The sequence below is a fragment of the Enterobacter hormaechei subsp. xiangfangensis genome (assembly GCF_001729785.1).
GTDB classification, from domain to species: domain Bacteria; phylum Pseudomonadota; class Gammaproteobacteria; order Enterobacterales; family Enterobacteriaceae; genus Enterobacter; species Enterobacter hormaechei_C.
Map to the genome: position 1 here is coordinate 4,599,051 of NZ_CP017183.1, position 23,161 is coordinate 4,622,211.

The 23,161-nt window shown below is 53.4% G+C and carries 16 protein-coding genes, 1 tRNA gene and 3 rRNA genes; 5 read left to right on the forward strand and 15 right to left on the reverse strand.

Annotated features, from left to right (window positions below):
* Nucleotides 1-154 precede the first annotated feature (154 nt).
* Nucleotides 155-2,947 carry a DNA polymerase I gene (polA, locus tag BFV63_RS21960; RefSeq protein WP_023323904.1) on the reverse strand — a complete coding sequence of 931 codons (2,793 nt, stop codon included), beginning with the start codon at nt 2,945-2,947 and terminating at the stop codon, nt 155-157.
* A 439-nt stretch (nt 2,948-3,386) separates the two neighbouring features.
* Between polA and BFV63_RS21965 the strand changes: the two genes are divergently transcribed.
* Complete coding sequence (locus BFV63_RS21965) at nt 3,387-4,295, forward strand: 1-acylglycerol-3-phosphate O-acyltransferase, YihG family (protein WP_003861910.1); 909 nt, start codon at nt 3,387-3,389, stop codon at nt 4,293-4,295.
* A 22-nt stretch (nt 4,296-4,317) separates the two neighbouring features.
* Here BFV63_RS21965 and dsbA read toward each other — a convergent pair whose 3' ends face one another.
* The 3 genes from dsbA to BFV63_RS21980 form a co-directional block, all read right to left on the reverse strand.
* On the reverse strand, nt 4,318-4,941 hold the full coding sequence (gene dsbA, locus BFV63_RS21970; protein WP_003861908.1) for a thiol:disulfide interchange protein DsbA: 624 nt from the start codon (nt 4,939-4,941) through the stop codon (nt 4,318-4,320).
* A gap of 27 nt (nt 4,942-4,968) precedes the next feature.
* A complete protein-coding gene (locus BFV63_RS21975) occupies nt 4,969-5,955 on the reverse strand; it encodes a serine/threonine protein kinase (protein WP_003861905.1) in 987 nt (328 codons plus the stop codon).
* A gap of 75 nt (nt 5,956-6,030) precedes the next feature.
* Nucleotides 6,031-6,300, reverse strand: coding sequence for a YihD family protein (locus BFV63_RS21980; RefSeq protein ID WP_003861904.1), 270 nt, complete (start codon nt 6,298-6,300; stop codon nt 6,031-6,033).
* A gap of 68 nt (nt 6,301-6,368) precedes the next feature.
* Here BFV63_RS21980 and mobA point away from each other — a divergent pair, with 68 nt between their 5' ends.
* Both mobA and mobB read left to right on the forward strand, forming a co-directional pair.
* On the forward strand, nt 6,369-6,953 hold the full coding sequence (gene mobA, locus BFV63_RS21985) for a molybdenum cofactor guanylyltransferase MobA (protein WP_003861901.1): 585 nt from the start codon (nt 6,369-6,371) through the stop codon (nt 6,951-6,953).
* A complete protein-coding gene (mobB, locus tag BFV63_RS21990; protein ID WP_003861899.1) occupies nt 6,950-7,453 on the forward strand; it encodes a molybdopterin-guanine dinucleotide biosynthesis protein MobB in 504 nt (167 codons plus the stop codon). Before mobA ends, mobB begins: the two co-directional genes overlap by 4 nt.
* Nucleotides 7,454-7,547: 94 nt before the next feature.
* On the opposite strand, the gene rrf is transcribed toward mobB, so the two are convergent.
* The 4 genes from rrf to BFV63_RS22010 all read right to left on the reverse strand — a co-directional run bounded on the left by rrf (nt 7,548) and on the right by BFV63_RS22010 (nt 12,521).
* Nucleotides 7,548-7,663, reverse strand: a 5S ribosomal RNA gene (gene rrf, locus BFV63_RS21995).
* 70 nt (nt 7,664-7,733) lie between these two features.
* Nucleotides 7,734-10,637 (reverse strand): 23S ribosomal RNA (locus tag BFV63_RS22000).
* A gap of 182 nt (nt 10,638-10,819) precedes the next feature.
* Nucleotides 10,820-10,895 (reverse strand) — tRNA-Glu (locus BFV63_RS22005).
* 84 nt (nt 10,896-10,979) lie between these two features.
* A 16S ribosomal RNA gene (locus BFV63_RS22010) occupies nt 10,980-12,521 on the reverse strand.
* The 16S, 23S and 5S rRNA genes sit together here with 1 tRNA gene alongside, the layout of an rRNA operon.
* A 455-nt stretch (nt 12,522-12,976) precedes the next feature.
* On the opposite strand from BFV63_RS22010, the gene BFV63_RS22015 reads away from it, so the two are divergent.
* Together BFV63_RS22015 and mdtD are read left to right on the forward strand one after the other, a co-directional pair.
* Nucleotides 12,977-13,684 (forward strand): FadR/GntR family transcriptional regulator, encoded by a 708-nt coding sequence (locus BFV63_RS22015; RefSeq protein ID WP_003862405.1) that lies wholly within the window; start codon nt 12,977-12,979, stop codon nt 13,682-13,684.
* A complete protein-coding gene (gene mdtD, locus BFV63_RS22020; RefSeq protein WP_022652092.1) occupies nt 13,681-15,114 on the forward strand; it encodes a multidrug transporter subunit MdtD in 1,434 nt (477 codons plus the stop codon). The genes BFV63_RS22015 and mdtD overlap by 4 nt, the downstream gene beginning before the upstream one ends.
* Here the strand turns inward: mdtD and rbsR are convergent.
* The 7 genes from rbsR to kup form a co-directional block, all read right to left on the reverse strand.
* Nucleotides 15,080-16,072 carry a ribose operon transcriptional repressor RbsR gene (rbsR, locus tag BFV63_RS22025; protein ID WP_003862402.1) on the reverse strand — a complete coding sequence of 331 codons (993 nt, stop codon included), beginning with the start codon at nt 16,070-16,072 and terminating at the stop codon, nt 15,080-15,082. The genes mdtD and rbsR overlap by 35 nt on opposite strands.
* A gap of 3 nt (nt 16,073-16,075) precedes the next feature.
* Nucleotides 16,076-17,005 carry a ribokinase gene (gene rbsK, locus BFV63_RS22030; protein WP_003862399.1) on the reverse strand — a complete coding sequence of 310 codons (930 nt, stop codon included), beginning with the start codon at nt 17,003-17,005 and terminating at the stop codon, nt 16,076-16,078.
* Between the two features lie 108 nt (nt 17,006-17,113).
* A complete protein-coding gene (rbsB, locus tag BFV63_RS22035; protein WP_003862397.1) occupies nt 17,114-18,004 on the reverse strand; it encodes a ribose ABC transporter substrate-binding protein RbsB in 891 nt (296 codons plus the stop codon).
* A gap of 27 nt (nt 18,005-18,031) precedes the next feature.
* Nucleotides 18,032-18,997: a ribose ABC transporter permease gene (gene rbsC, locus BFV63_RS22040; protein ID WP_003862395.1), complete on the reverse strand. Its 966-nt coding sequence runs from the start codon at nt 18,995-18,997 to the stop codon at nt 18,032-18,034.
* Nucleotides 18,998-19,001: 4 nt separating this feature from the next.
* Nucleotides 19,002-20,507, reverse strand: coding sequence for a ribose ABC transporter ATP-binding protein RbsA (gene rbsA, locus BFV63_RS22045; RefSeq protein ID WP_003862393.1), 1,506 nt, complete (start codon nt 20,505-20,507; stop codon nt 19,002-19,004).
* 7 nt (nt 20,508-20,514) lie between these two features.
* Entirely contained in the window at nt 20,515-20,934 is a 420-nt protein-coding gene (gene rbsD, locus BFV63_RS22050; RefSeq protein WP_003862392.1) for a D-ribose pyranase, read from the reverse strand.
* Nucleotides 20,935-21,159: 225 nt separating this feature from the next.
* Nucleotides 21,160-23,028, reverse strand: a complete 1,869-nt coding sequence (kup, locus tag BFV63_RS22055) for a low affinity potassium transporter Kup (protein WP_003862390.1) — start codon at nt 23,026-23,028, stop codon at nt 21,160-21,162.
* Nucleotides 23,029-23,161: the final 133 nt, after the last annotated feature.

Consider the following 23,161-nt stretch of genomic DNA (forward strand, 5'->3'; position numbering starts at 1 on the left):
CCCTACGTCGTTAACTCTACTCTTTTTTTATCGCTGGACAAAGCACTTTTTGTAGTTTTTTTTCATTCTTTACATAGGGAATTCTAATGATCGTCACAAAACGCGCGTACTTATGTTGCTTACTTACATAAAACGCGCGTTATTCCGTTAACCCTTAGTGAGCCTGATCCCAGTTTTCGCCGCTACCCACTTCCACCAGCAACGGAACGTCCAGCTTCATGCTGTTTTCCATCAGTTCATGGATCTTCTGAGAGACCGTCTCCAGATCGTCTTTATGAACTTCAAAGACCAGTTCATCGTGTACCTGCATGATCATTTTCACGCGCGGCTTCTCTTTTTCCAACCAGGCATCGACGGCGATCATTGCGCGTTTAATGATGTCCGCCGCAGTGCCCTGCATAGGGGCGTTAATCGCAGCACGTTCAGCACCCGCGCGGCGCGCGGCGTTGCTGGATTTGATGTCCGGAAGGTAGAGACGACGGCCATCCAGCGTTTCAACGTAGCCTTTCTCTTTCGCCTGCGCGCGGGTACGTTCCATATATTCCAGCACGCCCGGATACCGCTCGAAGTAGAGATCCATATACTTCTGCGACTCTTTACGCGGAATATTGAGCTGGCGTGAAAGACCAAAGGCACTCATGCCGTAAATCAGACCGAAGTTGATCGCTTTTGCGCTACGACGCTGCTCATTTGTCACGCTCTCCAGCGGCAGCCCAAACACTTCGGCAGCGGTTGCCCGGTGAATGTCCTTCCCTTCGGCAAAGGCCGTCAGCAGGCCTTTGTCGCGTGACAGGTGCGCCATAATACGCAGTTCGATTTGCGAGTAGTCCGCGGAGACAATCAGATAATCCTCTGGCGCAATGAAAGCCTGGCGAATACGGCGGCCCTCTTCATTACGCACCGGAATGTTCTGAAGGTTAGGATCGGTTGACGAAAGTCGCCCGGTCGCCGCCACAGCCTGGTGATAGGAGGTGTGCACGCGGCCCGTTTTCGGGTTGATCATCAACGGCAGTTTGTCGGTATAGGTCGATTTCAGCTTAGCCAGGCCGCGGTATTGCAGAATAACTTTTGGCAGCGGATAGTCCAGCGCCAGCTCTTCCAGCACCTCTTCAGACGTTGAAGGGGCGCCGCCTGGGGTTTTCTTCAGCGGCTTGATGCCCTGTTTTTCAAACAGGATGGTTTGCAGCTGTTTCGGTGACGACAGGTTAAATGCCTCGCCAGCAAGCTCATGCGCCTTCTGTTCAAGCTCGGTCAGGCGCTGCGCCAGCTCACCAGAGTGGTTATGCAGCACCGTTGGGTCGATTTTAACGCCATTGCGCTCAATGCGGGACAGCACAGGCACCAGCGGCATCTCAATGTTCCGGAACACATTCAGCGGCCCTTCGTGCTTCTGCAATTTCGGCCACATTTTGAGATGCAGCTGTAGCGTGACGTCAGCGTCTTCCGCGGCGTAGCGGCCTGCTTCTTCCAGCGCGATCTGGTTAAAGGTCAGCTGATTTTTGCCCTTACCGGCAATTTCTTCGAAGGTGATGGTTTTGTGTTTCAGCCAACGATCGGATAAGGAATCCATATCATGGCGGCCCGCCACGCTGTCCAGAATGTAAGATTCCAGCATGGTGTCAAAAGCGATACCACGCAGCTCAATGCCGTAGTTTTGCAGAATACCGCGGTCGTACTTCAGGTTTTGCCCGACCTTCAGCGCTTTCTCGTCTTCCAGAATCGGCTTCAGCAGTTCTAAGGCGCGCTCGCGGGAGATTTGCTCCGGCGCATCCAGATAGTCGTGAGCAACCGGAACATAGGCGGCAATACCCGGCTCCGTTGCGAATGACAGGCCCACCATATTAGCCGTAATGTTATCGAGGCTGTCCGTTTCGGTATCGAAAGCAAATACTGGCGCTTTTTTCAGCTTTTCAATCCAGGCGACGAGCCGTGACTCTTCCAGGATGGTTTCATAGTTGTCGAAGGAGAGCGCTACCGCCTCTTCTTCTGACTGCTCTTCGGCATCGACAACGATGGTCTCTTTCGGCTTCGCCGCAGGTTTAGCCCCTTTCGCCTGAAGCCATTTACCGGCTTCAACATCCGCGGTCCAGCGTTTAAATTCGTATTTTCTGAACAGACCAAGCAGTTCGTCGGCGGCGGGTTCCTGCACTTCCAGCTGCTCGCAGGTAAGCTCCAGCTCTACGTCAGTTTTGATGGTGGCCAACTGATAGGAGAGATAAGCCACCTCTTTGTTATCGGCGAGCTTTCCGGCCATGGTTTTTGCGCCACGGAAGGTAAGACCGGCAATTTTGTCGGACTCTGCATACAGCGTATCCAGCCCGCCCAGCCCTTGCAGCAGCGCCTGAGCTGTTTTTTCACCCACGCCCGGCACGCCAGGAATGTTATCCGAGGAATCGCCCATCAGGGCGAGGAAATCAATAATGAGCTCTGGCGGCACACCATATTTGGCGACCACTTCTTCCGGGCCAAGAATGGTGTTTGTCATGGTGTTGATCAGCGTAATCCCTGGCGTTACCAGCTGCGCCATGTCTTTATCACCGGTACTGATCAGAACCGGGCGGCCTGCTTTTTCCGCTTCGCGCGCCAGGGTACCAATTACGTCGTCAGCTTCAACGCCAGAGACCGCCAGCAGTGGCAGCCCCATCGCTTTCACCATAGCGTGCAGCGGTTCAATCTGCGCACGCAGATCGTCAGGCATAGGGGGACGGTGTGATTTGTAGTGCTCAAATAATTCATCGCGGAAGGTTTTACCCTTCGCATCAAACACCACGGCCGCATGGGTTGGATGGTATTGCAGAATCAGGCTGCGCAGCATATTCAGCACGCCGTACATTGCGCCGGTAGGTTCCCCTGCGCTGTTGGTCAGAGGAGGAAACGCATGATACGCCCGATACAGGTAAGAAGAGCCATCGACGAGTATAAGTGGGTTTTCTGGGATCTGAACCATAATGTCCGTGCCTGTTATGAATTTATGGGTAAAGGATGCCACAGAAGGATGAAAACATCAGGTTTTAGCGCTTTATACAGAAAAAGATTTTGCGATCGGGAAGATCGCTCGCAAAACAAAACTGTGGATAAGTTTGTGCATATTTTTAATACAGGTGAATAACAGCTTGATAAAAGTGATATTGAAAACTTATTTATCTATTTAAATCAAATAATTAATAAAAGATCAATTAAGATCACACCTCACTGATGGTTATTTAGTCTATGTGGATATAAGGCTTAAGCACCTTGTCTATAGGGAAGAATTCGCGGCCTGCCAGGAAAAGCCGCGGCCTCCTGGTGTGAAAGCGCCCTGGTCTGAGCGAATTTCTGATAAGATCGGTGCCCAGCACCGGATAGCCGGCTGCTCAATTACAGCTAACTATCTGAAAAAATTCATCATGTCGAGAATACTCGCTGCGATAACATTATTGTTAAGCGTCATTTTAACTATTCTGGTTACTATCGCCTGTTCTGTGCCAATCATCGTTGCCGGAATAATTAAGCTCCTGCTGCCTGTCCCTCCGGTATGGCGCGCGGTGTCTGCTTTTTGTAATTTTATGATGTACTGCTGGTGTGAAGGCCTGGCGATCCTGCTGCATCTGAACCCCTGGCTGAAGTGGGACGTTCAGGGTCTGGAGAAGCTGAACAAAAAGAACTGGTATCTGCTGATCTGCAATCACCACAGCTGGGCCGACATTGTTGTATTGTGCGTACTGTTTCGCAAACACATTCCGATGAATAAATACTTTCTGAAACAGCAGCTGGCCTGGGTGCCTTTCATTGGTCTGGCCTGCTGGGCGCTGGATATGCCGTTTATGAAACGCTATTCACGCAGCTATTTGATTCGTCATCCGGAACGCCGCGGTAAGGACGTGGAAACCACGCGCCGTTCTTGCGAGAAGTTTCGCGCGCATCCCACCACCATTGTTAACTTCGTCGAAGGATCGCGCTTTACCGAAGAGAAGCGCCAGCAAACTCGCTCTCCTTATCAGAACCTGTTGCCGCCAAAGGCTGCGGGCATCGCAATGGCGCTCAACGTGCTGGGTGAGCAGTTCGATAAATTGTTGAACGTAACGCTCTGCTATCCGGAAAACGACAGGACGCCATTCTACGACATGCTCAGCGGCAGGCTGACGCGTATCGTTGTCCGCGTTGATCTGGTGCCCGTCAATACTGAACTGCACGGGGATTACGTCAACGATAAAAACTTCAAACGTCGTTTCCAGCTTTGGCTTAATACACTCTGGAAAGAGAAAGACGAGCAGATAGCGAAGATTAAATCTTCATACAAAAACGCCGGTCAGTGACCGGCGTTTTTCTTTATGGTTGTTACTTTTTCTCAACCAGGTATTTCACGGTATCAGCGTACTGTTGTACGAAGATATCCATGCTGGTCGTGTCCATACCACGCATATTCACCTGGTATTTGCCGTTAACATACATCGCCGGCACGCCCTGCAACTGGAAGTCAGCGGCAGCTTTTTCCTGCTGTGCCACGAGAGATTTCACCACAAAACTGTTCCAGGCAGCGTCGTAGTCTTCACCTTTCACACCGGCATCTACGAACACTTTACGGATATCTGCCGTAGTTTGTACGGTCTGGGTTTTCTGTACGGCTTCAAACATAGGCGCGGTGATCTTATCTTCCACACCCAGCGCAATCGCGACCGCCCATGCCTGAGTCAGATCTTTGCCCAGTGGGCCAAGGAACTCAACGTGGTATTTCGTCATTTTGGTGCCTTCCGGCAGCTTTTTCTTCACGTTGTCAGAAACATGAAGTACCTGCTCAAACTCGTAGCAGTGCGGGCAGTAGAAGGAGAAGAACTCCAGCACCTGAGGCTCGCCAGCAACAGGCTTGTCTAGCGTAATGTACTGCTTGCCGTCGGTAAACTGCGCAGCAGTTGCGCTAAATGCCAGAATCATACCAGCCAGCGCCAGCCAAATTTTTTTCATGATCAACTCTCTCCTGGGTGTGTCCAATTAATACATCGGCGTTAATTGCAAAGGGGGTTCCTGTAGAACCTTAACCTGCTCGGTAAATGTGGATATCTGGTTGCGCCAGTAATCCTCCCCGGTAAGCCAGGGGAAATTTCGGGGAAAAGCCGGGTCTTCCCAACGCCTGATTAACCACGCGAGATAATAAACAAATCGCATCGCACGTAAAGGCTCTATCAAGGCAATTTCGTCTGAATTAAAGGGGATAAATTCTTCATAAGCTTCAATTATGGTCTCAAGCTGCATGCGCTGCTCGGCTTTATCACCGTTGAGTAGCATCCATAGATCCTGCACCGCGGGTCCCATACGTGCGTCATCAAGATCGACAAATAGCGGCCCATCGCGCCAGAGAATATTCCCGGCGTGGCAGTCACCGTGCAGGCGCAGAGTAGTAATATCATCCCGCCAGCAGGCTTTTACAGCATCAATAAGCTTATCGGTCGCCGTGAGGAAATTATCCTTTAGTGCATTCGGGATCAGCGCCGATGTTTCGAATACCTGTCGCGGCTCAATAAGATATTCCTGAACACCAATCGTCGGACGGGCAACAAACGGTTTTTTACGTCCCGTCTGATGAATGCGCCCCAGATAGCGGGCAACCCATTCCATCTGATCGATATTATCTGCCTCAAACTGTCTTCCGCCCAGGCTCGGAAATACCGCGTAGTAAAAGCCCTGATGGGTCAGCAGCGTTTGGTTATTGAATTTAATCGGTGCCGCAACGGGAACATCATCATCCAGTAGATCGTGGGCAAACTGATGTTCTTCCTGAATTTGTTCTGCGGACCAGCGCTGTGGACGGTAAAACTTTACGACAAAGCGCTGGCGCTCTTCGTCCTGAAATTGGTAGACACGGTTTTCGTAGCTGTTTAAAGCGGTTAACCCGGAATCCACCCGAATACCCTGCTCGAACAGCGCATCCATAATGGTATCCGGGTGTAGTGTCTGGAAAGTAAAAGCCTGGTCGTTCATCCGATCATCCGGAAATTATACGAATGATTCAGGATATCATCTTGTGGCGATTTCGGTGGCTCCGCTTACAAGCTTTTACTCTTTAATTACGCCTCGGGCGCGCAGTAATGCGGTTTTAAAATCCTCTTCATAATCTTTCTGAATGCCAGGAATAACAGCATCTTTAGCCGAGTCACGCATTTTCAGGTGGTAGATCAGGATGTCGTCAGAAAGGTCCGCCAGTTCGCCATCAAAACCTGACTCTTTCGCCAGTTTCTGTAAAAATTGCATCAGATTCAGCTCTGGCTCTTTTTGCCAGGCCGGCTGGAGAAGCTCAATGACTTCATTAAGACGTTTACATTTCATGGTAGTGCTCCTTTCATTTAGAGAGACACGTTAGCAGGGTCAATCCCACAATAAAAGAGGCGATATTCGTGAATCAATGCCAGGAAATCATCGGGGTTGTTCTGGCCGGGGGCAGGGCAACGCGAATGGGTGGAAAGGATAAGGGACTTCAGCTCCTGAACAACACACCATTATGGCAGCATGTTGCTGATACGCTTGCAGATCAGGTGTCATCGATGGCGATCAGCGCTAACCGACATGTTGATATTTATCAGCGCAGCGGGTATCCGGTTTATCAGGATAACCTGATGGACTACCCCGGTCCGCTGGCGGGAATGCTTTCTGTTATGCAGCAGTCGTACGGAGAGTGGTTTCTCTTTTGTTCATGTGATACGCCCTTCATCCCGTCCTGTCTGGTTGAACGTCTGGTGCAGCGGCGCGGTGGTGCTCCCGTCGTCTGGGTACACGACGGTGAACGCGACCATCCAACGATCGCATTGATTAATCGCTCGTTAATATCCGCGCTGGAAGATTACCTGGCCGCAGGAGAGCGACGCGTCATGGTATTTATGCGCCAGTCCGGAGGGCATTCCGTTGATTTCAGCGACATGAAATCGGCGTTTGTGAATGTAAACACGACGGAAGATTTGCAGATGATGCAGGAGAGAAAATGATACCCGTATTAGCGATCTCAGCCTGGAGTGGCACCGGGAAAACTTCGCTGCTAAAAAAACTGATACCTGCACTTTGCGCCAAAGGCATTCGTCCCGGATTGATTAAGCATACGCACCATAACATGGATGTCGATAAACCGGGGAAAGATAGCTATGAGCTGCGTAAGGCTGGCGCTGCACAAACGATGGTGGCGAGTAACCAGCGCTGGGCGTTAATGACAGAAACACCGGATGAAGCACCGCTGGATCTCGCTTATCTTGTCAGCCGGATGGATCACTCCACGCTGGATCTGGTGCTGGTTGAGGGGTTTAAGCATGAGGCTGTTGCGAAGATCCTGCTATTCAGAAGCGATGCCGGACATGACGTAAGTGAGTTAACGCTGGATGAACATGTGATTGCCGTGGCCAGTGACGTTGCGTTGACGCTGAAAGTACCGGTTCTGGATTTGAATAATGTGGAGGGGATTGCAGCGTTTATTTCGGCGTGGTGTGCAGTCTGAAATCTGCCGGGTGACGGCTTCTTAAGGCCTGCCGTTTTTCAGCAAACAAACGCAAAAAGGCCATCCTTGCGGATGGCCTCTTCACTTGTTTGATGCCTGGCAGTTCCCTACTCTCACATGGGGAGACCCCACACTACCATCGGCGCTACGGCGTTTCACTTCTGAGTTCGGCATGGGGTCAGGTGGGACCACCGCGCTAAAGCCGCCAGGCAAATTCTGTTTAATCTGTATCAGGCTGAAAATCGTGTCTGTCTCTTCGCCAAAACAGCTTCGGCGTTGTAAGGTTAAGCCTCACGGTTCATTAGTATCGGTTAGCTCAACGCATCGCTGCGCTTACACACCCGACCTATCAACGTCGTCGTCTTCAACGTTCCTTCAGGAGACTTAAAGTCTCAGGGAGAACTCATCTCGGGGCAAGTTTCGTGCTTAGATGCTTTCAGCACTTATCTCTTCCGCATTTAGCTACCGGGCAGTGCCATTGGCATGACAACCCGAACACCAGTGATGCGTCCACTCCGGTCCTCTCGTACTAGGAGCAGCCCCCCTCAATTCTCCAGCGCCCACGGCAGATAGGGACCGAACTGTCTCACGACGTTCTAAACCCAGCTCGCGTACCACTTTAAATGGCGAACAGCCATACCCTTGGGACCTACTTCAGCCCCAGGATGTGATGAGCCGACATCGAGGTGCCAAACACCGCCGTCGATATGAACTCTTGGGCGGTATCAGCCTGTTATCCCCGGAGTACCTTTTATCCGTTGAGCGATGGCCCTTCCATTCAGAACCACCGGATCACTATGACCTGCTTTCGCACCTGCTCGCGCCGTCACGCTCGCAGTCAAGCTGGCTTATGCCATTGCACTAACCTCCTGATGTCCGACCAGGATTAGCCAACCTTCGTGCTCCTCCGTTACTCTTTGGGAGGAGACCGCCCCAGTCAAACTACCCACCAGACACTGTCCGCAACCCGGATCACGGGTCTACGTTAGAACACCAGCCATTAAAGGGTGGTATTTCAAGGACGGCTCCACGCAGACTGGCGTCCACGCTTCAAAGCCTCCCACCTATCCTACACATCAAGGACCAGTGTTCAGTGTCAAGCTATAGTAAAGGTTCACGGGGTCTTTCCGTCTTGCCGCGGGTACACTGCATCTTCACAGCGAGTTCAATTTCACTGAGTCTCGGGTGGAGACAGCCTGGCCATCATTACGCCATTCGTGCAGGTCGGAACTTACCCGACAAGGAATTTCGCTACCTTAGGACCGTTATAGTTACGGCCGCCGTTTACCGGGGCTTCGATCAAGAGCTTCGCGTTGCCGCTAACCCCATCAATTAACCTTCCGGCACCGGGCAGGCGTCACACCGTATACGTCCACTTTCGTGTTTGCACAGTGCTGTGTTTTTAATAAACAGTTGCAGCCAGCTGGTATCTTCGACTGATTTCAGCTCCGTCCGCAGGGACTTCACCTACATATCAGCGTGCCTTCTCCCGAAGTTACGGCACCATTTTGCCTAGTTCCTTCACCCGAGTTCTCTCAAGCGCCTTGGTATTCTCTACCTGACCACCTGTGTCGGTTTGGGGTACGATTTCGTGTTACCTGATGCTTAGAGGCTTTTCCTGGAAGCAGGGCATTTATCACTTCAGCACCGTAGTGCCTCGTCATCACACCTCAGCGTTAACAAGGTACCGGATTTACCTGGAACCTCCGCCTACATGCTTAAACCGGGACAACCGTCGCCCGGCTGACATAGCCTTCTCCGTCCCCCCTTCGCAGTAACACCAAGTACAGGAATATTAACCTGTTTCCCATCGACTACGCCTTTCGGCCTCGCCTTAGGGGTCGACTCACCCTGCCCCGATTAACGTTGGACAGGAACCCTTGGTCTTCCGGCGAGCGGGCTTTTCACCCGCTTTATCGTTACTTATGTCAGCATTCGCACTTCTGATACCTCCAGCATGCCTCACAGCACACCTTCAACGGCTTACAGAACGCTCCCCTACCCAACAACACATAGTGTCGCTGCCGCAGCTTCGGTGCATGGTTTAGCCCCGTTACATCTTCCGCGCAGGCCGACTCGACCAGTGAGCTATTACGCTTTCTTTAAATGATGGCTGCTTCTAAGCCAACATCCTGGCTGTCTGTGCCTTCCCACATCGTTTCCCACTTAACCATGACTTTGGGACCTTAGCTGGCGGTCTGGGTTGTTTCCCTCTTCACGACGGACGTTAGCACCCGCCGTGTGTCTCCCGTGATAACATTCTTCGGTATTCGTAGTTTGCATCGGGTTGGTAAGCCGGGATGGCCCCCTAGCCGAAACAGTGCTCTACCCCCGAAGATGAGTTCACGAGGCGCTACCTAAATAGCTTTCGGGGAGAACCAGCTATCTCCCGGTTTGATTGGCCTTTCACCCCCAGCCACAGGTCATCCGCTAATTTTTCAACATTAGTCGGTTCGGTCCTCCAGTTAGTGTTACCCAACCTTCAACCTGCCCATGGCTAGATCACCGGGTTTCGGGTCTATACCCTGCAACTTAACGCCCAGTTAAGACTCGGTTTCCCTTCGGCTCCCCTATACGGTTAACCTTGCTACAGAATATAAGTCGCTGACCCATTATACAAAAGGTACGCAGTCACACCCGAAGGTGCTCCCACTGCTTGTACGTACACGGTTTCAGGTTCTTTTTCACTCCCCTCGCCGGGGTTCTTTTCGCCTTTCCCTCACGGTACTGGTTCACTATCGGTCAGTCAGGAGTATTTAGCCTTGGAGGATGGTCCCCCCATATTCAGACAGGATACCACGTGTCCCGCCCTACTCTTCGAGTTCACAGCATGTGCATTTTCGTGTACGGGACTATCACCCTGTACCGTCGGACTTTCCAGACCGTTCCACTAACACACAAGCTGATTCAGACTCCGGGCTGCTCCCCGTTCGCTCGCCGCTACTGGGGGAATCTCGGTTGATTTCTTTTCCTCGGGGTACTTAGATGTTTCAGTTCCCCCGGTTCGCCTCGTTAACCTATGTATTCAGTTAACGATAGTGTGTCGAAACACACTGGGTTTCCCCATTCGGACATCGACGGGTCAAAGGTTCATATCACCTCGCCGTCGCTTTTCGCAGATTAGCACGTCCTTCATCGCCTCTGACTGCCAGGGCATCCACCGTGTACGCTTAGTCGCTTAACCTCACAACCCGAAGATGTTTCACTTCCGATTGCGAAAATTTGAGAGACTCGAACACACATGAGCTGTGTGTCGTTTCAATTTTCAGCTTGATCCAGATTTTTAAAGAGCAAATATCTCAAACATGACTCGCAAGTCAGTTTTGAGATATGACGGCAGGTGACTTTCACTCACGAACCAGCAAGTGGCGTCCCCTAGGGGATTCGAACCCCTGTTACCGCCGTGAAAGGGCGGTGTCCTGGGCCTCTAGACGAAGGGGACGTACAGTCTCAATCGCAAGACGCCTTGCTATTTACTTTTCATCAGACAATCTGTGTGAGCACTACAAAGGCAGGTTCTTTAAGGTAAGGAGGTGATCCAACCGCAGGTTCCCCTACGGTTACCTTGTTACGACTTCACCCCAGTCATGAATCACAAAGTGGTAAGCGCCCTCCCGAAGGTTAAGCTACCTACTTCTTTTGCAACCCACTCCCATGGTGTGACGGGCGGTGTGTACAAGGCCCGGGAACGTATTCACCGTGGCATTCTGATCCACGATTACTAGCGATTCCGACTTCATGGAGTCGAGTTGCAGACTCCAATCCGGACTACGACGCACTTTATGAGGTCCGCTTGCTCTCGCGAGGTCGCTTCTCTTTGTATGCGCCATTGTAGCACGTGTGTAGCCCTACTCGTAAGGGCCATGATGACTTGACGTCATCCCCACCTTCCTCCAGTTTATCACTGGCAGTCTCCTTTGAGTTCCCGGCCTAACCGCTGGCAACAAAGGATAAGGGTTGCGCTCGTTGCGGGACTTAACCCAACATTTCACAACACGAGCTGACGACAGCCATGCAGCACCTGTCTCAGAGTTCCCGAAGGCACCAAAGCATCTCTGCTAAGTTCTCTGGATGTCAAGAGTAGGTAAGGTTCTTCGCGTTGCATCGAATTAAACCACATGCTCCACCGCTTGTGCGGGCCCCCGTCAATTCATTTGAGTTTTAACCTTGCGGCCGTACTCCCCAGGCGGTCGACTTAACGCGTTAGCTCCGGAAGCCACGCCTCAAGGGCACAACCTCCAAGTCGACATCGTTTACGGCGTGGACTACCAGGGTATCTAATCCTGTTTGCTCCCCACGCTTTCGCACCTGAGCGTCAGTCTTTGTCCAGGGGGCCGCCTTCGCCACCGGTATTCCTCCAGATCTCTACGCATTTCACCGCTACACCTGGAATTCTACCCCCCTCTACAAGACTCTAGCCTGCCAGTTTCGAATGCAGTTCCCAGGTTGAGCCCGGGGATTTCACATCCGACTTGACAGACCGCCTGCGTGCGCTTTACGCCCAGTAATTCCGATTAACGCTTGCACCCTCCGTATTACCGCGGCTGCTGGCACGGAGTTAGCCGGTGCTTCTTCTGCGGGTAACGTCAATCGACAAGGTTATTAACCTTATCGCCTTCCTCCCCGCTGAAAGTACTTTACAACCCGAAGGCCTTCTTCATACACGCGGCATGGCTGCATCAGGCTTGCGCCCATTGTGCAATATTCCCCACTGCTGCCTCCCGTAGGAGTCTGGACCGTGTCTCAGTTCCAGTGTGGCTGGTCATCCTCTCAGACCAGCTAGGGATCGTCGCCTAGGTGAGCCGTTACCCCACCTACTAGCTAATCCCATCTGGGCACATCCGATGGCAAGAGGCCCGAAGGTCCCCCTCTTTGGTCTTGCGACGTTATGCGGTATTAGCTACCGTTTCCAGTAGTTATCCCCCTCCATCAGGCAGTTTCCCAGACATTACTCACCCGTCCGCCACTCGTCAGCGAAGCAGCAAGCTGCTTCCTGTTACCGTTCGACTTGCATGTGTTAGGCCTGCCGCCAGCGTTCAATCTGAGCCATGATCAAACTCTTCAATTTAAAAGTTTGATGCTCAATGAATTAAACTTCGTAATGAATTACGTGTTCACTCGTTGAGACTTGGTATTCATTTAGTGTCCGAGGACGTTAAGAATCCATGTCACTTTGAGTGCCCACACAGATTGTCTGATAAATTGTTAAAGAGCAGTGCCGCTTCGTTTTCGCTGCGGCGCGGGGTGTGCATATTACGCTTCCCCGCTTCAGAGTCAAGCGTTTGTTTTGCTTTTCTCTGCTGACCCGGCGGCGTGTGTGCCGTTGTTCCGTGTCAGTGGAGGCGCATTATAGGGAGTTCTTCTGAAGTGACAAGAGGAAATTTAAAAAAAATTTCTGACCGTGTTTTTTTTCACCAAAAGCGATGAGATCCAGCTACAAATTGTTCTATTTGATGTATCTGCAACCACAATCACACCTGAGATGGCATAATTAGCCGCATCAATATCTAAGGAATAAAAGCGATGCCATTAAGCGCACAACAGCTGGCAGCTCAAAAAAACCTGTCCTATGTGCTGGCAGAGAAACTGGCGCAGCTGATCTTAGCGGGTAAATATGCTCCAGGTAGCATCCTGCCCAGCGAGATGGAGCTGGGAGATCAGTTTGGCGTTAGCCGTACAGCCGTTCGCGAAGCGGTAAAAACATTAACGGCGAAAGGGATGGTGCTTCCACGCCCGCGCATTGGCACCCGCGTTATGCCTCAGGGAAACTGGAACTTTCTCGATCAGGAGTTGCTCACCTGGTGGATGACCGAAGATAACTTTAATCAGGTCGTCGATCACTTTCTGGTCATGCGCAGCAGTCTTGAACCTCAGGCCTGTCTGCTTGCCGCCACGCTCGGCACAGCAGAGCAAAAAGCGCAGCTCAATACTTTGATGGAAGAGATGGTGGATCTGAAAAAGCACTTTAACCGCGAGCGCTGGATAGCGGTCGATATGGCCTGGCATGAACATATCTATAATATGAGCGGAAATCCTTTCCTGACCTCCTTTGCTTCTTTATTCCATTCTGTGTACCACACTTACTTTACCTCTATCACACAGGATGAGGTGGTGAAGCTGGATCTGCATCAGGCGATAGTCGATGCCATTCAGGAGAGCGACGGGCAGCGAGCCCTGAGTGCGTGCCAGGCGTTGCTGGCCGCGCCAACCCACCAGCAGGTAAATAAATGACAGAGAAAAAAGCACGCAGTATGGCCGGATTGCCGTGGATTGCAGCCATGGCGTTCTTTATGCAGGCACTTGATGCCACTATCCTCAATACCGCCCTTCCCGCCATAGCCCAAAGCCTTAACCGCTCCCCGCTGGCGATGCAATCCGCCATCATCAGCTACACCCTGACGGTGGCGATGCTTATTCCGGTCAGCGGCTGGCTGGCCGATCGTTTCGGCACGCGTAAAGTATTCATGCTGGCGGTGACGTTGTTCACCCTCGGTTCTCTGGCTTGCGCCCTCTCCACCTCTCTGATGGAACTGGTTATCTTCCGCGTTCTACAGGGGATAGGCGGCGCGATGATGATGCCCGTCGCGCGTCTGGCGTTATTGCGCGCCTATCCGCGCAGCGAACTGCTCCCGGTGCTCAACTTTGTGACTATGCCGGGGCTGGTCGGCCCGATACTTGGCCCGGTTCTCGGCGGCGTCCTGGTGACCTGGGCAAGCTGGCACTGGATCTTCCTGATTAATATTCCGATTGGTGTGGCAGGGCTGATTTATGCTCGCAAATATATGCCGAACTTCACCACGCCAAGACGCAGCTTCGATATGGGCGGCTTCTTTCTGTTTGGCCTGAGCCTGGTCCTGTTCTCCAGCGGGATGGAGCTGTTTGGCGAGAAAATCGTAGCGACGTGGCTGGCGCTGGCCGTCATCCTCAGCGGTATTCTGCTGTTCCTTCTATATATACGTCATGCGCGTCGCCATCCGACACCGCTTATCTCTTTATCTCTGTTTAACACCCGAACGTTCTCCGTCGGGATTGCGGGCAACATTGCCTCACGTCTGGGCACGGGCTGCGTACCGTTCCTGATGCCGCTGATGCTCCAGGTCGGTTTCGGCTATCCGGCCCTGATTGCTGGCTGCATGATGGCGCCCACGGCGATGGGCTCGATTCTGGCAAAATCGACGGTCACGCAGGTGCTGCGCTGGTTTGGCTATCGTAAGACGCTGGTTGGCGTGACGATCTTTATCGGATTGATGATTGCGCAGTTCTCTCTGCAATCTGCGGCGTTACCAATCTGGATGCTGATCCTGCCGCTGTTTGTGCTGGGTATGGCCATGTCGACGCAGTTTACGTCGATGAACACCATCACCCTTGCGGACCTCACCGACGAGAATGCCAGCAGCGGCAACAGCGTACTGGCGGTCACTCAACAGCTGTCGATCAGCCTCGGGGTTGCCGTGAGCGCGGCGGTACTGCGGTTTTATGAAGGGTTTGACGGTACAAATACCGTTGAGCAGTTCCACTATACCTTTATCACCATGGGCGCGCTTACCGTGGTATCGGCGGTGGTCTTTATGTTGTTAAAACCAAAAGACGGCCGGAACCTGATTAAAGAGCGTCACAAAGAGAAGGCTAAACCGAACCGCGTTCCATCAGAACAGGAGTAAGCTGCAAACGTTGCTGTTGCAGCGTGGGCTGGGCCATGCGGTGGATCAACACATCGATGGCCAGCTCGCCCAGTTCATCTTTCGGCTGATGGATGGTGGTCAGCGGCGGCGTCATGTAGCGCGCCAGTTCGATATCATCGTAACCGACGATCGCCATGTCGTCCGGGACACGTAATCCCGCCTGATAAAGCGCCTGATAAGCTCCGAATGCCATCGCATCATTACCGATAAACACCGCCTGCGGGCGCGGCTCTTGCGCCAGCAGTTTCTGCATTGCTTCAAATCCACCGTTAAATTCGAAATCGCCGGTGATGCGATAGCCATCAGGAATGGCAAGCCCCGCACGTTCCATGGCCGAAAGATAGCCTTCCAGACGCAAGCGCGCCGGGGTTTTATCCAGCGGGCCGGTAATACAGGCAATGCGGGTATGACCTTTATCGATCAGATGCTGAGTCGCCATATCGCCGCCCAGCAGCGAGTTATCCTGGATCAGATCGCTGGTGCCGTCGAACGGCGCCCAGTCCATCATCACCGTGGGAATAGAAGGGTAGCGCTGGATGATCTCTTTCGAAGGTTGATGCGTTTCGGTACAGAGCAGCAGCAGCCCGTCGACGCGTTTTTGCATCAGCGTTTCCAGGTTACGGTTCATGCGCTGCTCATCGCCTTCGGTATTGCACAGCACCAGGCTGTAGCCGCGCTCGAAGCAGCTGCGCTCCACGCCGCGCACCAGTTCAGAATAAAAAGGGTTGGTACTGGCCGTGATCAGCATGCCGATGGTGCGCGTCTGGTTGAGCTTCAGGCTGCGGGCCAGCGCAGACGGCGCATAGTTGAGTTCTTTAATTGCAGCGTCAACTTTCTCCCGAATCGCCTCGCTGACGAAGCGATCGTTATTGATAACGTGGGAAACAGTCGAGGTAGAAACGCCCGCCATACGGGCGACATCTTTCATTGTGGCCAAGCGTTACCCCTGCTGACTTAAGAATTCATCAATCTCTTTACGCCATGGAACAGAAGGCTGAGCGCCTTTACGCGTCACCGCGATCGCAGCGGCGGCATGCGCGAAGCGGATCGCGTCATCCATTGCTTTTCCTTCCAGCAGCGCCGTTACCAGCGCACCGTTGAAGGTGTCTCCTGCGGCGATGGTATCAATGGCTTTGACCTTAAAGCCCGGCACGCGACGACCTTCGCCATTGACGCTAGCCCACACCCCACGGCTGCCGAGGGTGATGATCACGGTGCCGATGCCTTTATCATGCAGCGCAAGCGCGGCACGCGCTGCATCGTCATCATTTTCGACACGGATACCCGTCAGCTTTTCCGCTTCGGTTTCGTTCGGGGTGATAATATCCACCAGCGCCAGCAGCTCGTCTGATAATACACGGGCAGGTGCCGGGTTAAGTACGACAGAGGTATGATTTTCATGCGCAATTTTCGCAGCGGCCAGCACGCTTTCAACCGGTGACTCCAGCTGCATCAGCAGGGCTTCCGCTCCGGCGATGATTCCACGCTGCGCTTCGACGCGTTCAGTCGTTAACGCGGCATTAGCCCCCGCATGAATACCGATGACATTCTCACCTTCCGCATTGACGAAAATCAGCGCCACGCCGGTAGATTCCCCTGCAACCACGCTGACGGGTGCGATGTCGATGTTGTCGCTTGCGAGCTGTTTGCGTACGCGCTCGCCGGTATCGTCATCACCCGTACAGGCGATAAACGCGATATTCGCCCCGCTGCGTCCGGCGGCAACCGCCTGGTTTGCGCCCTTACCGCCGAACGCCACCTGATACTGATTGCCGGTGACGGTTTCGCCCGGAGTGGGGAACGTTTCAAGGTTAAGAATGTGATCGGCATTGATACTGCCAAGGACGACGAGGTTGCCTGCGGTTTTCATGTATTGAGGTGTCCATCTGAGAGCGCCACCGGTATTACCCGGTGGCGTATGCCACACTTTTCTTTTATTTGGTGTCCCTCAGGCAGCCAGCGACTGCCTGAATCGCCTTTACTGCTTAATGACCAGTTTCAGGTCAACAGGATATTTGGCCTGAACTTTTTCGCCCTTCAGCACTTTATCGGCAGTTTGCACGCCAGTCGCGCCAATCTGCTCAGGCAGCTGAGCGATGGTCGCAGCCAGTTTGCCATCATTTACTGCTTTTTCACCATCCGGCGTGCCGTCAAATCCGACAACCATCACATCTGATTTACCCGCAGTCTGGAGCGCACGCAGCGCACCGAGCGCCATTTCGTCGTTCTGTGCGAATACCGCCTGCACATCAGGATGCGCGGTCAGCAGGTTCTGCATGACGTTCAGACCCTTTGTACGGTCGAAGTCTGCCGGCTGGCTCGCCAGCACGTTGAATTTGTGCGCCGCTACAGCCTGCTGGAAACCCTCACCACGTTCACGGGCCGCGGAAGTCCCGGCGATACCCTGCAACTCAATCACTTTCGCGCCTTCACCGGCTTTCTTCGCGATGTAGTCGCCGGCGATTTTACCGCCCAGTACGTTATCAGACGCAATGTGGCTGACCACATCCCCTTTCGTTGCCTGACGGTCAAGGGTGATTACCGGGATCTTCGCCTGGTTTGCCATCTTCACGGCATTACCGACCGCGTCGGAATCGGTTGGGTTGATCAGCAGGATTTTGGTGCCACGAACGGTTAAGTCCTGAACGTTAGCCAGCTCTTTCGCCGGGTTGTTCTGAGAATCCAGCACCACCAGGTTGTAGCCCAGTTTATCTGCTTCTTTCTGCGCGCCATCCTTCAGGGAGACGAAGAACGGGTTGTTCAGGGTAGAGACAACCAGCGCGATGGTGTCCTTCGCCATGGCGTTAGCACTTACGGTTGCGCTCAGCGCGACAGCAGAAACCAGGGTAGCCAGTTTTTTCATGTTCATATCTAAGATGTCCTGTAGTGTCGTCAGTTACTGTTTTTTGTTGTCTACCAGTACCGCCAGCAAAATCACCACTGCCTTAACGATCATCTGGTAATAGGAGGAAACACCTAACAAATTCAAACCATTATTCAGGAAACCGAGGATCAGTGCGCCGATCAATGTCCCAACAATGCGACCTTTACCGCCCGCAAGGCTCGTACCGCCCAGAACCACTGCCGCGATGGCATCCAGCTCATAGCCCGTACCCGCCGTTGGCTGTGCGGAAGAGAGGCGCGCCACTTCGATGATGCCCGCCAGAGACGCCAGCAGGCCGCACAGGGAGTAAACGATAATTTTGACTTTATTAACGCTGATACCGGACAGGCGCGTTGCCGCTTCGTTACCGCCCAGCGCATAGATATAACGACCCAGACGGGTATGGTGCAGCATGTACCACGCCGCCAGGAAAACGATAGCCATGATCCAGACCGGGGTCGGGACACCCAGCGGGCGACCGATACCGAACCAGCCAAACAGATCGGCGTTATCGGTAAAGCCGGTATTAATCGGGCTGCCGTTGGTGTACACCATGGTCACACCGCGCAGCAGCAGCATCATCACCAGCGTGGCGATGAACGCCTGAACGCGACCTTTCGCCACAATTACGCCGGTTACGGCGCCAATTGCCGCACCTGCCGCCAGCGCAGCGGCAACGGCCACCAGCGCGTTGACCTCAATACCGACAATCGACGCGGCGATCGCGCCGGTGAGGGCCAGCAGGGAACCGACGGACAGATCGATACCCGAGGTCAAAATCACCAGCGTCATCCCCACCGCCATAATGGCGTTGACAGAGGTCTGCTGAAGAATGTTGAACAGGTTATTGACGGTAAAAAAGTTCGGGCTCATGGTCGAGACAATCGCGATCAGCACCAGCAGGGCAATCAGCGATTTTTGTTCCATCAGCCACGCCTTTGTGAAATAGCGGCGACCAGAAACAGCCTGGGTAGTCATCTTCTTACTCCTGATTCACGCGATTAAGCTTGCCCACAGCGGCAGCCATCAGAACTTCCTGGGTGGCCTGCTCGCGAGTGAATTCACCGCCGAGATGCCCTTCATGCATGACGATAATGCGATCGCTCATGCCTAATACTTCTGGCATCTCGGAAGAGACCAGAATGATGCTCAGACCGTCGGCCTTGAACTGGTTAATCAGCTGATAGATCTCTTTTTTCGCGCCCACGTCCACGCCGCGGGTGGGCTCATCGAGGATCAGTACTTTCGGGCGCGTCATCAACCCGCGGGCAATCGCCACTTTCTGCTGATTACCGCCGGACAACAGGCCAATCGCCTGCTCCATCGATGGGGTTTTAACGTTAAAGAGACGGATAAAATCGCTGACCGCCTGCTGCTCATCTTTGTGTTTCAGGCTGCCGCCGCTGCGGCTGAAATAGCCTAGCGCAGTCAGGGACATGTTCTCTTTTACCGACATGCCCAGCACTAAGCCGTCGCGCTTACGGTCTTCAGAGATATAGACGATGCCATTCGCCAGCCCGTCCTGCGGCGAGCGGGTGACCACTTCATGACCGTCAAGGGTAACGTAGCCGCTGGTGCGCGGCAGTGCGCCATAGAGCACTTTCATCAGTTCAGTACGCCCCGCCCCCATCAGGCCCGCGACGCCAAGGATCTCGCCCTTGCGCAGGGTAAAGGAGACGTCATTCACGCCCGGTCCGCAGAGGTTATCCACCTTCAGGCGGATCTCACCCGGCGCTTTCTCCAGATGTGGATACTGATCTTCGAGCTTACGTCCCACCATCATTTCGATCAGCGAATCTTCGGTCAGGGTTGCTACTTCGCGCTCGGCAATAAACTGCCCGTCGCGAAAGACGGTGACGTCGTCGCAGATTTCGAAGATCTCTTTCATGCGGTGTGAGATATAGACAATGCCGCGGCCCTGGGATTTCAGCTCACGGATCACGCGGAACAAGGATTCGGTTTCGGTATCGGTCAGGGCGTCGGTCGGTTCATCCATAATGATGACCTTCGACTCGAAGCTCAGCACCTTCGCGATTTCCACCATCTGCTGATCGCCGATGGAAAGGTCGCCCACCAGTCGGTCGCTCTTAAAGCGCAGATTCAGCTTCGCCAGCAGTTTGTCCGCTTCAGCATACATGGTTTTCCAGTCGATTTTGCCAAACCGGTTCACAAACTCACGACCGAGGAAGATGTTCTCCGCAATGGTGAGCTGCGGGATCAGGTTCAGCTCCTGGTGGATGATGCCGATGCCCGCTTCCTGAGAGGATTTCGGGCCGTTGAAGGTGGTCTCTTTACCCAGCCACAGCAGCGAACCGGCATCGCGTTGGTAGATACCGGTCAGCACTTTCATCATGGTGGATTTGCCGGCGCCGTTTTCGCCCACCAGCGCCATGACGCGCCCGGAATAGACGTTCAGCGCCGCGCCGGAGAGGGCTTTTACGCCCGGGAACGATTTATCGATCCCTTTGAGTTGCAGTAATGCGTCCATGATGGCCTCAGAAGGTGACGCCAGCACAGAGAATGATATTCGCATACGGGGAACACTCCCCGCTGCGAATCACCGCCTGACTGTCTGCGGTTTGTTGTTTGAACTGCTCGTGCGTTGTGTAACGAATTTCTATGGTGTTTCCCTGGTGCTGTTGCAGTTGCTCAATGTGGCTGAGCAACGTTTCGTGGAGTTGCGGATTATGTTGTTTGATTTCCGCCGCGAGAATGGCCGCCTCAACCTGCATCTCCGCGGTGACCACTTCCAGTACCTGCATGAACGAGGGCACGCCCTGCGTTAACGCCATATCGATACGGGTTGTGCTGCGCGGAACCGGTAAGCCTGCATCGCAAACCACCAGCGTATCGGTATGCCCAAGACGGGAAATCACCGATGAGATTTCTGAGTTGAGTACTGTGCCTTTCTTCATTTTTTGCTCCACTAGCGAAACGTTTCGCTAAAAATAGTGTAGCCGCAGAAGTGTTCAGAAAACCATCATGACGTAACGGATTTGTGATCAACGTCGAAACGTTTCGCTAAGTGAAATGCAGAGGAGGTAAATGCAAAACGGTAACCGTCAGGTTACCGTTTTTTATGGTTGCGCCCTCTCCCTGTGGGAGAGGGGCGGGGTGAGGGCATCAGCCCGCACGGAGTCTTAAATCTCGACCTGCGTGCCCAGCTCAATCACGCGATTAGGCGGGATCTCAAACTGGTCAGGCGCACGCAGGGCGTTACGTTGCAGAATGAGATACAGCTTGCCGCGCAGGCGCAGATACCATGGGCGCTTGCCGATGATCAGCGACTCGTGGGACATAAAGAACGACGTCTCCATCATGCGGCAACTCAGGCCTTCCAGACCGCAGCGGTGGAACACCTCTTCCACGTTCGGCGTTTCGCGCCAGCCGTAGCTTGCCACCACGCGCCAGAAGGTTGGCGACAGCTGTTCAATCTGTACGCGACGCACGTTGTGAACGTACGGCGCATCTTCAGTACGCAGCGTCAGCAGGATCACGCGCTCGTGCAGCACTTTGTTGTGCTTGAGGTTATGCATCAGCGCAAACGGGATTACGTTCAGCGCGCGAGACATATACACCGCCGTGCCCGGCACGCGCACCGGTGGGGATTTCTCCAGCGAGGCGATCATGGCCTCCAGAGAGTTACCGTGCTCATGCATACGACGCAGCAGGCGGAAACGTTCGCTCTTCCACGTCGTCATCACAATAAACATCACCAGACCCAGCGTCAGCGGCAGCCAGCCACCGGAGACAATCTTGTCGAGATTCGCAGAAAACAGCGGCACGTCGATACAGAGGAAGCCAACCAGGATCAGCCCCACGAGGAACTTATTCCAGTGCCAGTTACGGTACGCCACGGTGGTGGAGAGAATAGAGGTCAACACCATCGTTCCGGTTACCGCGATACCGTACGCCGCCGCCAGATTACTGGAGTGCTCAAAGCTGACGATGACAATCACCACCGCGAAGTAGAGCAGCCAGTTGACGAACGGAATGTAGATCTGGCCAGACTCCATCTCTGAGGTATGGATAATGCGCATTGGGGAGAGATAACCCAACCGCACGGCCTGACGCGTCAGGGAGAATACGCCGGAAATGACAGCCTGAGAGGCAATGACCGTCGCCAGCGTAGCCAGGATCAGCATCGGAACCAGCGCCCAGTCCGGCGCCAGCAGGAAGAACGGGTTTTTAATCGCTTCAGGGTGTGCAAGCAGCAGCGCGCCCTGACCGAAGTAATTCAGCACCAGTGAAGGCAAGACCACGCTAAACCATGCGACGCGAATAGGGAGTTTCCCGAAGTGGCCCATATCCGCATACAGCGCTTCAACACCGGTAATGGAAAGTACCACCGCGCCCAGCGCCACAAACGACACCACTTTATATTCCAGGAAGAAATGCACCGCCCACAATGGGTTCAGCGCGTGCAGGACATCCGGGTTGGCGATAATACTGCGTAAGCCCAGCGCCGCCAGGATCAGGAACCAGGCCAGCATAATAGGCGCGAACAGCTTACCCACCAGCCCGGTACCGTGTTTTTGTATAGCAAACAGCAACGTCAGCACGATAATAGCGAGTGGCACCACCCAAGTATCAAGCTGTGGCGCGACAATCTCCAGCCCCTCTATGGCCGACATTACCGAAATCGCCGGCGTAATCACGACTTCTCCATAGAAGAAGCTGCCGCCAATCAGGCCAATGATGACCAGCACGGAGGTCATTCTTGCAGACGTATTGCGCCCGGCAAGGGACATCAGGGTCAGAATACCGCCCTCGCCCGCGTTATCAGCCCGCATAACGAAAGAGAGATATTTAAGGGAGACCACCAGGATCAGCAGCCAGAAGATGAGCGAGAGGAAACCAAATACGGCGTCACGCTCTACACCAAAACCAAACTGACCGGACAGACATTCACGAAGCGTATAAAGCGGGCTGGTGCCGATATCACCGTAGACAACCCCGATCGCCGCAAGCGTTACTGCGGGTAATGATTGCTTATTATCAGTGCTCATAGACTAGTCTTTTCGTTTGAATAACAAATGTGTGCTTAGTCCCTTGGCCCACAAAAAGCGCACAGTATGCACGATTCAATGCAAAATCGTACCCCTAAATGCAGCCACATTAATGTAGCGCAAAGAAAATAGC